The organism is Vibrio mimicus CAIM 602, from assembly GCF_000338875.1.
Lineage (GTDB): Bacteria > Pseudomonadota > Gammaproteobacteria > Enterobacterales > Vibrionaceae > Vibrio > Vibrio mimicus.
In genome coordinates this window covers 57,240-69,999 of the sequence record NZ_AOMO01000027.1, presented here as the reverse complement: position 1 = coordinate 69,999, position 12,760 = coordinate 57,240, and the positions used below count along the sequence as shown (strand labels likewise).

Annotated in this window: 12 protein-coding genes and 1 pseudogene; 4 read left to right on the top strand and 9 right to left on the bottom strand. The window is 46.4% G+C overall.

Annotation, left to right across the window (positions count from 1 at the left end):
• Window positions 1-246: 246 nt before the first annotated feature.
• Window positions 247-1,880: pseudogene (locus D908_RS0119210) on the top strand (methyl-accepting chemotaxis protein).
• An 84-nt stretch (window positions 1,881-1,964) separates the two neighbouring features.
• Here D908_RS0119210 and D908_RS11680 read toward each other — a convergent pair.
• Together D908_RS11680 and D908_RS11685 are read right to left on the bottom strand one after the other, a co-directional pair.
• Window positions 1,965-3,347, bottom strand: coding sequence for an ABC transporter substrate-binding protein (locus D908_RS11680; RefSeq protein ID WP_005523987.1), 1,383 nt, complete (start codon window positions 3,345-3,347; stop codon window positions 1,965-1,967).
• A gap of 8 nt (window positions 3,348-3,355) precedes the next feature.
• Window positions 3,356-5,335, bottom strand: coding sequence for a HAMP domain-containing methyl-accepting chemotaxis protein (locus tag D908_RS11685; protein WP_005523985.1), 1,980 nt, complete (start codon window positions 5,333-5,335; stop codon window positions 3,356-3,358).
• Window positions 5,336-5,596: 261 nt separating this feature from the next.
• On the opposite strand from D908_RS11685, the gene D908_RS11690 reads away from it, so the two are divergent.
• Window positions 5,597-5,845, top strand: coding sequence for a DUF3297 family protein (locus D908_RS11690; RefSeq protein WP_001000493.1), 249 nt, complete (start codon window positions 5,597-5,599; stop codon window positions 5,843-5,845).
• A 112-nt stretch (window positions 5,846-5,957) separates the two neighbouring features.
• Here the strand turns inward: D908_RS11690 and D908_RS11695 are convergent, their stop codons facing one another.
• Both D908_RS11695 and grxC read right to left on the bottom strand, forming a co-directional pair.
• A complete protein-coding gene (locus D908_RS11695) occupies window positions 5,958-6,440 on the bottom strand; it encodes a YkgB family protein (RefSeq protein ID WP_005523983.1) in 483 nt (160 codons plus the stop codon).
• 47 nt (window positions 6,441-6,487) lie between these two features.
• Complete coding sequence (gene grxC, locus D908_RS11700; protein ID WP_001124146.1) at window positions 6,488-6,742, bottom strand: glutaredoxin 3; 255 nt, start codon at window positions 6,740-6,742, stop codon at window positions 6,488-6,490.
• 115 nt (window positions 6,743-6,857) lie between these two features.
• Here grxC and D908_RS11705 point away from each other — a divergent pair, with 115 nt between their 5' ends.
• The gene (locus D908_RS11705) at window positions 6,858-7,709 is read left to right on the top strand and encodes an AraC family transcriptional regulator (protein ID WP_005523980.1); all 852 of its coding nucleotides are present in this window, start codon (window positions 6,858-6,860) and stop codon (window positions 7,707-7,709) included.
• A gap of 142 nt (window positions 7,710-7,851) precedes the next feature.
• Entirely contained in the window at window positions 7,852-8,589 is a 738-nt protein-coding gene (locus D908_RS11710; RefSeq protein WP_005523978.1) for a hypothetical protein, read from the top strand.
• Here D908_RS11710 and D908_RS11715 read toward each other — a convergent pair.
• From D908_RS11715 to D908_RS0119200, 5 genes are all read right to left on the bottom strand, one after another.
• A complete protein-coding gene (locus tag D908_RS11715) occupies window positions 8,582-9,757 on the bottom strand; it encodes an ATP-grasp domain-containing protein (protein ID WP_235047348.1) in 1,176 nt (391 codons plus the stop codon). The two genes, D908_RS11710 and D908_RS11715, sit on opposite strands and share 8 nt — an antisense overlap.
• A 75-nt stretch (window positions 9,758-9,832) precedes the next feature.
• Window positions 9,833-10,690: a DMT family transporter gene (locus tag D908_RS11720; RefSeq protein WP_000922390.1), complete on the bottom strand. Its 858-nt coding sequence runs from the start codon at window positions 10,688-10,690 to the stop codon at window positions 9,833-9,835.
• Complete coding sequence (locus D908_RS22510; protein ID WP_032467572.1) at window positions 10,683-10,862, bottom strand: hypothetical protein; 180 nt, start codon at window positions 10,860-10,862, stop codon at window positions 10,683-10,685. Before D908_RS22510 ends, D908_RS11720 begins: the two co-directional genes overlap by 8 nt.
• Entirely contained in the window at window positions 10,859-12,082 is a 1,224-nt protein-coding gene (locus tag D908_RS11725) for an FAD/NAD(P)-binding protein (RefSeq protein WP_005523974.1), read from the bottom strand. Before D908_RS11725 ends, D908_RS22510 begins: the two co-directional genes overlap by 4 nt.
• Window positions 12,083-12,159: 77 nt before the next feature.
• Entirely contained in the window at window positions 12,160-12,648 is a 489-nt protein-coding gene (locus D908_RS0119200) for a LysE family translocator (RefSeq protein WP_235047347.1), read from the bottom strand.
• Window positions 12,649-12,760: the final 112 nt, after the last annotated feature.

The window sequence follows — 12,760 nt, the reverse complement described above, 5'->3', positions numbered from 1 at the left end:
AACCTGCCCGTTCAAACCGCTATAAAAGCGATCTAGACCTCATTTTTATAGACATTTGTCATGTTAACGACATAAAAATGCGATAAAAATCCCATATTTTCATATTACTAATGCAATTGGTGATATACTCCGCACCTACTTCATAGTCAGTGTTATCTAAGCCTGCACTGGCGAATCGCAACTTGGACTGCGCATTCAACATAAGGAAGTGACCAACCCGCTTTACAAAGAGGTCACGTACTCTCTATGTCTTTCTTCAAAAATTTAGCGATAGGCAAAAAAATCGCAGTCGCATTTGCTGTGATTGCCTTGATCAACTTAGCTTTTGGTGGCTACCTCTACCGTTCACTCAATAGCATTAAAAGCGATGTACTGAACCTGACTGACGATACCTTGCCTTCAATGATGCTGGTCAACGGTATTAAGTACGACATGTCATCCGTACGCCGAGCGCAAATTAGCCTACTTGCATCAACGGATGAAGCAGAAATCGCCGACGATATCCGTTGGATGAACGATCATTACAAACAGATCGAAAAAGATTTGGATCGTTATGAGCGCAGCATCTGGACCGATCATGAACGTGGCATTTTCATGCCCGTGAAAAACCTGTGGCAAGAGTACCTACGCCAGCTTGGTTCGTTTAATACCGATATTCAGCAAAAAGACCTCATTAAGGCGCAGCAAGATCTGCAACGTTCTTTGCCAACCTTCGAAAAGCTGGAAATTGCCATTGATGATCTGCTCAAACTCAACCTTTCTTACGTTGATGGTAACCGCAGTGAACTCACTTCTCTGATCGACATCATCAGCCAATTTTCGGTGAGCAGCATTATCGCGTTACTGGCCTTTATGTGTCTGACCACTTGGCTCTTAACCAACCTAATTTGTCGCCCGCTACAACAAGTGGTTGCTCAAGCCAATGCGATTGCTGAAGGCAATTTGGCGCACCGCTTAGATCGCGAAACCATTGGTCGTGATGAATTGGGAGAGCTGGCTGACGCATGCAGCAAAATGCAAAACAACCTGCGCCTGATGGTCGAAGAAATCATTACGGGGGCTACCCAATTGGCACACGCGTTGATGAAGTAAGTGCAGTTTCTGAGCAAACCTCACAAGGCATGCAGATCCAGCAAGAAGAAGTGATGCAAATTGCCACCGCGATGACGGAAATGAAATCGACCGTTGAGGAAGTGGCGCGTAATACTGAAATCGCTTCGGATTCTTCACGTGAAAGCAGCCAGCACGCAGACGTAGGCTCGCAGCAAATGCGTGCGGTGAATGATTCGATTCAACAAGTGAACCAAGAAGTCAGCCGTACTGAGCAGCGCGTACTTGAGCTGGAAAGCCAAGCACAGCAAATCAACATGGTGGTGGATGTGATCAGCAGTATTGCAGAGCAAACCAACTTGCTGGCACTGAACGCGGCAATTGAAGCGGCGCGTGCTGGTGAACAAGGTCGCGGCTTTGCGGTGGTGGCAGATGAAGTTCGCTCACTGGCGGGCAAAACCCAGCAATCAACCGGTGATATCGTCGAAATCATTCAGAACTTGCAGGTTTGTGCACAAAAAGCTCGCGAAACAACCAGCAACAGCCGAGAACTGATTAGCCACTGTGTTCAACAAAGCCAAGAAACACAGCAAGCCATCGAACAAATTCGCTATCAAAGTAGCCAAATTGCAGATATGACGATTCAAATCGCCAGCGCGTGTGGCGAGCAAGATTCGGTGAGCGAAGAGCTGAGCCGCAATATCGAGCGAATCAACGATTCAGCCAAAGAGGTGGCGCAAGGCTCCTCCAGCGCAGCGCAATCTTGTGCAGAACTGAGCCAGCTAGCAAGCCAGTTGCAACACACAGTACAGCGCTTCCGTTTGCAATAGGCCGCGAGAAGCATGACTCAGTTGAAAGAAAAGGGCGATCTCAAGATCGCCCTTAATTTTTTCTCGCCTCTGATTTTTGACGAATTATTCCGCTGAAGCTGAAGCGTCTCCGACTGCCTCATCTGGCACAGATAACACGATTTCTGCTGTATTGTTTGGCGCACTCACGCCATTCGTACTGACGGCTGCGGGCAACGGTGCTGCACATTGGCAATCTTGGCTTTTGGCTTTACGGTTTTGATGCGGGGCATACCAACCTTGTAAGCCTTGTTCCAGACGCTCTGCGGCCGCTTTCGGTGCCATTTTGCCCAGTAAAACGGCTTGGGACACTTCAGCCAATTCATCACCCAATTTGGGCTGACCACGCGAAAGAATTTGCGTGGCAACGCGAATCGTAGAATCACATTGATCGCGCCACTCCATCATTTCTCGCGCAGCCGGATTGGTGACATCAAAGAAATGGTTCGAGAGTGAGAAAAAGCCCGGTAACGAGTTGGTGTACAACTCAGCAAATTCAGGTGTCGTCAGCCACTGTAAAAACGCCATCGCCGCTTGCGGGTTTTTACTGGCCGGGTTCATGCCCATGCCGATATCGGTATGGTCAGCAAAAAAGCAACCATCACCTTGTTTAGCCACAGGCGGTCGCATAACCCCAAAATCGACCTTATCGGTAAATGGAGCAATCTCCCATGAGCCTGCAACATACAGCGCCGCTTTGCCTGAGGTAAACAGTTCATTGCTGGTGCCATAATCTCGGCTTTCACCGCCAGCACCAAGGTAAGCTCGCCAACGCGCCAACTCCTCAAACACTTTGACGTATTGCGGGTCATCCAATCGTTCATGACCATTGATCAGAGCTAAACGTCCATCTTCCCCCTTCCAATAGTTCGGCCCGATGTTCTGGAAACCTAGCTCAGAAGCCACCCAGCTTTCCGAACCACTCATCGATAAGGGTACATACCGACCATCAGCTTTAACCTTGTCGAGCGCCGCAAAAAACTGGTCACGCGTTTTCGGCACACTCAAACCTAACTCATTAAAAATTTTCTTGTTGTAGAAAAAGCCATGAATGACGGATGCCATAGGTACACAAAAGGTTTGTGCGCCAGAATCCGTTTGCCAAGGTGCTTGCGCAAAGCTGGGGAAGTTTTCCATCCCTGCCATTTCGGTTAGCTCTGCCAAATGCCCAGCCTTAAAGAGTGCCAGCGAATCATCAAATGGGCGGCAAGTGATTAAATCCCCCGCCTTACCGGCCTTTAGGTTCTCCCACAATGTGGGGGTATAACTCACATTGGGTATAGGATGGAATTTGACTTTAATGCCCGGATTCGCCGTTTCAAAAGCAGGAATGATTTTCTGCTCCCACAGCGCTTTATCGTCCGCACGCCAGCTTTCAATCACCAGTTCGCTGGCCATTAATTGGCTACACAATAGGAGATTCAGAGCTCCAATCCACTTGTTCGTCATAAGCCCTCCTAGACTTTGAAATGCGCGATGAGTTGTTGCTGTTTCGCGGCAAGATCTGCTAACACTTCACTGCTGTTGGCAGATTCACGCGCTTCTCGTTCGGTTTCATGCGCGACTTCGGCAATCCCGGTGACGTGATGAGCAACACTTTGACTTACCAAAATCTGCTCCTGCGCAGCATGCGCCACCTGATCAGCCATTTCTTTAATTGCCGTCATGCGATCCGCAATGGATTGCAAAGCCACATCCATTTCTCGAGTCTGTTCAACGCACACTTGCGTCTGGCCTTGGCTACGCCCCATCACTTCCACCACCTGCTTGCTGGATTGCTGCAAGTTCTCAATCATGTGTTGAATTTCTTCGGTCGAAGTTTGAGTTCGAGTGGCGAGCGCTCGGACTTCATCGGCTACCACTGCAAAGCCGCGTCCTGCATCTCCCGCACGCGCGGCCTCAATCGCCGCATTCAATGCCAGCAAATTGGTTTGCTCCGCAATACCTCGAATGACATCCAAAATACTGCCGATGTTATTACTGAATTCCCCTAATTTGTGGGTAATGCCGACCGCCTCTTCCATATCCGTAGCCAGTTGCTCAGTGATACGACGAGTGGAAGCCACTTTTTGGCGTCCCTCTTTCGCTTCAGCATCAGCGCGATCCACTTCATCCTTCGCCCCATCGGTCGACCTTGCTACCTCATTCGCACTGACTTCAAGCTCAGTAATCGCGGCGGCGACCTGATCAGTCTGACTTTTTTGCTCTTGTACTCGCGCCATTGTGCGCTCACTGATTTCTGCAGAACGGCTGGCTTCGTCCACCAGATGACGCGAACCAGCATTAATCTGCGAAAGCAGTTCGCCCGTTTTATCCGCCAAAATATCGATGGAACGTGAAAGCGCCCCAAATTCACAACGCGTTTGGTAGTTGATACGACGCGTCATATCCCCTTGAGCCATATAAGCCAACTCGTGATTGATCTTTTGCAATGGCTTTTGGATGCTGCGCGTGGTGGTAAAACCAATCACTAACGCCACCGCGGCAGAAATAGCGGATACCATAATGATCAAGACATTAGCGCTGCTTACCGCTCCATCGGCTTGAATACGGCTTTGCTGTGCAATGTCTCCCGCATACTTCGCCATTTCATCCAGCTTTGCCAAGCTGTTGGAAAGGCTGGCATCGACTTGATGGTTCTGGATAATCAACGCATTTTCCAGTTGCTGCGCTTTGCGCATGGTTGCCAGCAACCCTTTCTGTCCTAGCGCGAGTTCTTGTAAGCGATTGAGGTTCGCCACATAGCGCGCTTTCACATCTTCCGCAACCAGCACTCGTTCAAGGCGTTTTCGGGCAATTTCTATATCTTTACTGAGTACTTTTTCCAGTTCATTCAAGTCGGTTTTTGCATCCGCACGGCGGATGTTCTTCAAATCCCGCGCGATACCGGAGGTGATAAGCTCAGCTTTATTACGCATAGAACGCTGACCGGAGCTTTGTTGCAGCAGCAAATCCGCTGCCCACTGGTAGGTATCTTCAAGTCGGATAAAAGCAATTTCCAATTCACGGCGCTGCACCAGCGTATTCACCCACTCACCATGCTGAGTCAACACCTTATCCGCCTCGTTATAAAACTGATTGGTGACCCGCAATACTTCTTGGAACTGGCTTTGACTTTCGCCAGAGCTAGTCAATTTATCCATTTCCTGACTGAGTTGCCGAAAACGCGCTTGTTGAGATTTGAATTGACTTGAGAACTGTGGCAATTCGTTGACATCTTCGCTGGTACGAAACTCCAGCACCCAACGGTTGCTCTCCTGTAAGGCTTCTTTCAACCCTGCGACAGCCATCACTAATGGTGTTGCACGATCCGTTACTTCTGATAACCCATCATTAATGCCACGGATTTTAAAGGTGCTAATCACACCCAAAAGAATCAACAATAGGAGCATCAGCACGAACCCGGCGATGATTCGCTGCACAATAGATAAACCCATGAATTTATCCTCATTGTTCAATGAAAAGATAAAATAAACATAGACAGGATCCGTCAATGCCGCGAGTTAAGCATCACGATTTGTGAACTTGATGATCGCCGCTGCGCCATGGCCATTGGCAAGCCATCGATGAAAATCGCGCGTATTTCAGTCAGCGAAGAAGAGGAGATGGTGCAAAAGTGTGGCTCCGACGGACATCACTTGAACCGCACACTGGCTCTGTCTACAATGGCGCACTTTTATCGATTCAGGTCACACACAATGAACGACACAACAACAAAACCCGCTTTACCCGATCGCCTTTCGGGCAACTCTCGCAGCCCATTCTTCGTTAAAGAGTGCTTTGAACACCAAATCGGCATTCGTTTTAACGGTAAAGAGCGTACCGATGTAGAAGAGTACTGCATCAGCGAAGGCTGGATTAAAATCCCGTCACCAAAAGCGAAAGATCGCTACGGCAACCCAATGCTGATCCAATTGAAAGGCACAGTAGAAGCTTATTACGTGTAAGTATTCACTTTGAGGCTAAGCTTGCTGTGGCAGCCTTCCTCTCTGAAAATGCCAATAAAAATCCGCCCTCTAGAAGGCGGATTTTTTATGTGTTCCTTATTTACGAACGTGATTACTCATCACGCAGCAGTGCTTTGGCAAGCAGTGATACCGCAGCAGAGAGCAACACAATATCTTTTAGCAAGAATTGCCCCGGTACAACTGAGATCGCCGGGAAGCCACCTAAGCTCGGTTCTGTAATTGGAGCACTCAACAAGAAGCTACTGGTTACCGCAAACGTGAGTGTGGCACTGGCTGCACCCAATACGGCAATGATGCGATGTACTGGAGCGAATAGCAGAGCAAGCGCTGTCGCCACTTCAACAAAACCAATCAGGTTTGATGCACCTTGTAAACTAAACACACTGTACAACCAACTGGTTAGAGGACTTGAGGCGACAAGCCCCTCAATCGCACCTGCTTCATAGCTGGTAAATTTCATCGCACCGATCCAAGCCAGCACAATCACGATGGAGAAACGTACGGCGTTATCTGCCACTTTATCCAGCGAATATACCCAAGCTGGGTGATGTTGAGCGTTGTGTAGTGTTTTCATGATTTCTTCCTTTAACAATCTGATTTATCTATTCATTTTACGTTTGTTTAACGAGCTAACGTCTTCTTAAACTGGCCGTTTTTAATCGCGATCACTAAGTCGTCATAACCGCCGATATGTACATCACCCACAAAAATTTGCGGTACGGTTTTGCGTTGGCTGCGGTTAAGCATTTCGTTAAACAAAGCCTGACTATCACTGACTTCGATTTCGCGATAGCTCAACCCCATGCTGTTCAAAGTTTGTTTTGCGGCTTTGCAATAGGGGCAGTAGCTTTTGGTGTAAATTTCAATCTTCGGCATGGTGGTGACCTCGTTGTGTTGTGTATGGTGCTACTTTAAGGCTTGCGCTCAGTACTATCTATGCACAATAATCTTGAATTAATACATCGATCGTACATTCTAAGAGAGGATTCAAATGGAAGTGATGAGCGACATTCTCCGCGCGATACGGGTATCTGGCAGTGTCTATTTTTGCAGTCAGGTCGAAGCACCTTGGACAAAAAACTTTCATGATGCCGAACAAGCCAACTTTCACATGATTCGACGAGGCACGTGTTGGGCAAATGTGGATGGCTATATTGAACGATTAGAAACGGGGGATTTGATTTTTCTTGGCCCGGGCCAAGAACATATACTTTCCAGCCAGTCTCCGGTGAAAGGGAAGCCCGATTTTGAAGAGTCAACTCTGCTGTTGTGTGGATCATTCAGCTTCACGCGCACGGCGACTACACCACTATTGAGTGTGTTTCCCCGCGTTACGATAGTGCGAGACAAGGACTTTGCTAAATACCCTTGGCTGCGCAGCACTTTTGATCAGTTAAGTGCGGAATACCTATCGCAAGGCCCCGGTTCTGAGTTGATTGTGAATAAACTGACCGAGATCATTTTGGTTGAGCTGATCCGAATTAACTTTGGCCGTGAACAAAACAGTCCATTCTTAGAGGCATTGAACGACAAACGTATTGCTCGCGCACTACAACTGTTGCATGCTCACCCTCAGCAGAGTTGGACACTCGAATCGCTCGCTAACCAAATTGGCATGTCACGCGCCGCTTTTGCGAACCGTTTTTCCGCTTTGGTTGGCCGCCCGATGTTTGAGTATTTGACTCACCTTCGGATGCAAAAAGCGCAGGAATTGCTGCAAGAATCTCTGCTGCCTATTGATGACATTGCCGAACAAGTCGGCTATGAATCAGAGCGCGCTTTTACCCTAACCTTTAAAAAGCACACGGGCACAACGCCTAAGCGATTTCGCTCGCAAAGCTGACGGCATAGGAATGAACTCGGTAGGCATCAATCAATTAGCCTGTTCACGCAATAGCATCAGGCTAGGTTGCGTGATATCTTTTTGATTCAAAGAGCAAAAACTAAAAAACGCTGTTGGTGGCAGAAGGAAGCAAGGGATCACAATGAGTCAAATCACATTCAAAAACATAGAAACCGCGAAAAGTGTCACGCTTGATTCTCATCTCTGCACACTAAAATCGTCTGGACGAGAGGTTTTTATCCAAGATGCGGCGATCTCGGTTCTCCTTCACCACCTTTTCACTCTTCAAGCGCCATTAATCAGCTACAGCGATATAGGTAATATTGTCAGAGATCAGAAATCCACCTTCCATATGGAAGATAGCCCAGACAGTATTATCGCCAACAAATACGTGTTCAAAGCACGTGCCGTTTTAAAGAGTGTCATGATCGAAGATTTTATCGTGACCGTGCGTGGACGAGGGTACAAAGTTTCCAACAAATGGCTGCCGCTTGTCGAAGCGCAAACCGATGATAAAAGTAAAAACGCTTTTCTAGTAGAAATCACCGCCATTATTGAAGCCTGTATTGCCTACAGCGAATCCGCCGATATTACGCAAGACAAAAGTGGGTTATCGTTTATCAAGCCAGATCAAGAGGTTGTGATGGAACATTTTCGAAGAATGAACGATTGCTATCATGCTTTCCTCCGCCGTTATTCTGCGCCGGGCAACAGTATTGAATTGTTCGAACTCAGAGAGAAAATCACCAAAGTGCTTCTTTACGCGATCTATTGGCGAGTCGGAGATAGCCTGACCGATGAAAAATTTCGGTCAGACTATAAAAATGAACTCAAGCTAATCCTAAGGCAAATTAACCAAGCGGTAGCCCTGCTCAGTTAACAGCATAATGCACGGGTTTAAATTTACTCATCTGTTCAAACGCCTGATCGACAGTTGATTTATCATTTCCACAACAGGTAACGTGAGCACAGAAATCGAGGTTAGAAAAACAACCTTGGTGAATTTCACCAACCGAAGCCTGATTGAAAAAACGCATACTCAGTTGATCATGCGTTGGAGGGGCATTGAGCCGCTCAACGCGCCCCGTACCTTTGGGATACACCAAATAGAACGCATGTTGTTGTCTGGAAAAGTGAAACACAGCAGGTACTGAATGTGTTTGAATCATAATATCCAGATTGAGCAGGTTAACTCCCGTCGCTTTCTCATACATGGTCGTCACCAACATACCGGGTGGCCTCGCCCCGACTTCCAAAAAAACCAAGTCCTGAGTGCTATTCTGCCGCACGAATATTTCCATGTGATAAACACCATCTCTCGCCTTCAGCACAGATAAGGCATTTTCGGCAAACTCGATGAGTCGCTGCCGCAAAATACTCTCAACATCCATAACCCTTCCGCCAAGCGGTGAACCAGATTGAAAATCTATCGTGGGACATAGATATTCCGTACATTCCGAGAAGAGGCTTTCACCTTGCCAAATCGCGATATCACAATGATACAAATCACCCTCAATATACTCTTCCACTTCGTATTCGTTGAAAGCACATCCAACCTGCGATCTCATCTCGATGAAATCGCCTTCAGTGCGAACGATATAAATGTTATTTGAACCAGCCGAACGCTTGGGTTTCACCACAAAAGGTGAACCAAGAACCGATTCTATAGAACGATAGCCTTGTTCATCATCCAACGTTTCCAAAAAGCGTGGTGTGGTGATGTGTTGTGCAGATAACCATTGTTTCATAGTCACCTTATCTCGAAACCGTTCAAGTTCACTGTCATTGAAAGAGTTGTGACGCAGTGCATGTGTAAGCTCGACATTACCTTCATCAAAACAGATGAAATCGATATCGGGGTACGAGGCTTGAATCAAACCCACAACATGAGCAATCTCTTGATTATCGTATTCGACGATCACGCCATCATTTGCCGTAATGGATACTGGAAATTGACGAGAAAAAACCGCCGCAATATGCGAAGGCAATTTGTCTAGCTCTTGAGCTGAAGCGATGACAATAAGGTCATAACTATTGAAAAGAGGCATTGAAAAATCAACCTGAGTTAACTGCCTCGTTGAGAGAAATATCATAGCTTTGGTCATTTTATTTCATCCTTGAAATTATGCGGTTTTCAGAGTGGCCTGATAAAGCATTGTCAACGCAATCAGGAGAGTTAAGCCAATTTCTAAAACAGAGAAGCGTTGGTTTTCTACCAAGCTCATAAACAGCAGGCAAAGAATGGGCGTCAACGGGGTAAATTGTGCTGTCACTTTGGCACCAAGTTTCTTAATCGATTTTTGCATCAAGAACAAAGGCACAATGCTGCCTGTCACCGCAATTAAACACAGTAATGCCAAGTCGTTGAAGGCTAGACCTTGCTGACCAATAACAAACAAGCTGTAAAGGCCACATAAAATGATGACAAAAAAGAATCGGACTGAGAGGATTTGCGAGGCAGAGATTCCTGTTTCTTTGTGTAAATTCGCACTTTCTCTCATGTAAAAAGCACCAAAAAGCGTTGAAATGAGTGTTAACCCCAAGCCAACCACGGTGTCTTGAGGGGCCGCATCTGAAATCAAAAACGACACAGCAATCGCAAGCACCATCGCTACGATATTCACGGAGATCTCAAGGTGGCTTATCGCTTTTCGGTTATGAAGCATATTGAAAAACGACAGCCCTGAGAAAAACACCATGATGTAGGCGATTGGGCTAATGTAAAGCACGACATAAAACGCCAATACCGTATTGATTAATGTCGACAAATTGATTTTTAAAACCAACTTCTTTTGGCTAACCAGAACCCCCCATATCACCTGGCGGCTTTGCACATTGATAATAAAAAAGAACACGGCAGCTAACCCGTAGGTAATAAAGGTCGACACAATGGGGTCCACACTTTTCACCACTTTTGACATAAAGACAAAAGACAGTGAAAAGAAAATGCAGAACGCAATGATTTCTTTATATTTAAGCATAATGACTCAACAACCCCATTTTCGTTTGGCGATCAGACATCGCGATATGAGAAACAATTTTTTCCGCTTGAATAACGGAAGAGCGCACGTAATTGATGATGGGAACTTCTCCGGTTGCGGGTCCACCAATCACGTACAGCGGAACCACATTATTGTCGGAACGAACTTTCATTGTGCTGGCATCAAGCTAAGCCCACCCGATTTATTTCGGCGTACTGAGAATGCAGAAAGGGCTCCAATTAATTCATCGTTCAATGGCTTATGAGAGATGCCTGATGCATTAATCACCAAGTCGTAGGGTTCAATAACACCTACGTTGTTCCCACACACTTTATTGTCTTGAATGCAAAGATATTCAGCCAAATTCTTCTGGATAATGTGGAGCCTGCCCGATGTTGTGGCTTTGAGTACAATCTCGGCATTTTTAAGAGGGAAAGAAGATACATAGTGCTTGATGAAATAGTGAAACTGTGTAGAAAGTTCGAGCTGACGTGTCGTGGGCATCAAAGGGATCTGCTCATTAAACTCCTCAATAAACTGACCCACAATGTCTTCCCAATCATTCTGATTTGATTTGCAGTTAGCAATATCTCGCCCAAGCTTTTCAACAACGTTCGCTTCTCGATAATAAGAGGGGGCACTCAAACGACTCAGAATATTTAAATCTAAAAGGCTAGGTTTTTTAATCAGTAATGAGTCCCGCACCGAAGGCAATTCACCGGAGCGCGATACCATCGTCATGTTCGCATCGGGATAGTGATTGTGAATAGCAACCGCGACATCAATGGCCGACAGCTTTGAACCAAGGATCAAGACGTTACTGTGATTATTCACACGTGATAGAAAATGGCGCTCTGGGTAAGGCGTTGCAATGAAGTTTTCACACTCTTGTTCAATCTCATTTGGGATAGACGTGCGAATACCTGTTGCAAGGATCACGGCATCAAATACAAAGTCGATGTCGTATTGATTCGTGACTATCATCCTCTCATTTTTATACGCTAGCGCTTTCACTTCCGAGCGTTCCACCAACGTAGAGCATCCAAATGACGCCGCGTAGTCTTTCGATTGTTGAAAGCGATCTAGGCAGTATTCACTGAAATAAAATCGGCTGATGAAATCAGAACAAGTGACGTTAAGTTCTGGCTTCTTATCCCGAAGCCATTTGAAATAATCCAGTTTGTCATCAGCGTACAAAGAGGTAACGCCGACACTGGTGTTGGTTAAAGACGAGGCCAAATCCGTATGAAAACTGAAACTTTTTCCAACCCCTTGAGGGTCGAAAAGCGTAATCGATGAAAGTTCTGTGTGTTGCTCTTTTACCAGTTGTAGATACGCAGACAGCCCGCTAGGCCCCGCGCCGATAATGGCGATATTTTTAATTTTCGTCATGGTTTTCCATTCCGTGGATAGGGTGAATGTTACGCTCAACGTGTAACGCTGTTTCTTAGGCGCTTAAACATCTGCGACTAACCAATGGAATAAGTGGCAATCATATACAGCCCCATCATGAGCATGAATGCTCCTAGAACGCGGTCGATAAGATAGACCTTACTATCAAACTTCACCCGAACACTTGGAATGGTAACAATGAAAATAAAGGCCAAATACCACGCCATTTGCACTGCAATAATCGAGACAATGACTAATAACAATTTCTCAATGCTCATTGATGGAGAAATAATGATGGAGAAAAGAGAGATGAAATAGATCGCCGCCTTGGGATTGAAAATATTCACGATCAATCCGCTCCAAAACGCAGATTTTGCAGCGGTGTCGCTTCCTTGTTCACCTGATGGTGCTATTTCGCCAGAGAATGACCCTTTGATGGATTTATATCCAAGAAAAACCAGATAACTCCCCCCAAAAATACCAATGCCTTGGGTCAACCACGCCGAACGCTCAAGCACCGCCGTTAATCCCGCGATGGAATAACCCATGTGAAATAGCAACCCCACACAAACTCCCACCCCGCAAAGAATTCCGGCTTTTCGGCCTGAAGCAGGGTTTTTTGAGACACCACAACGAAGTCTGGGCCGGGTGAAATAGAAGCCATTAGATGGATGGTCA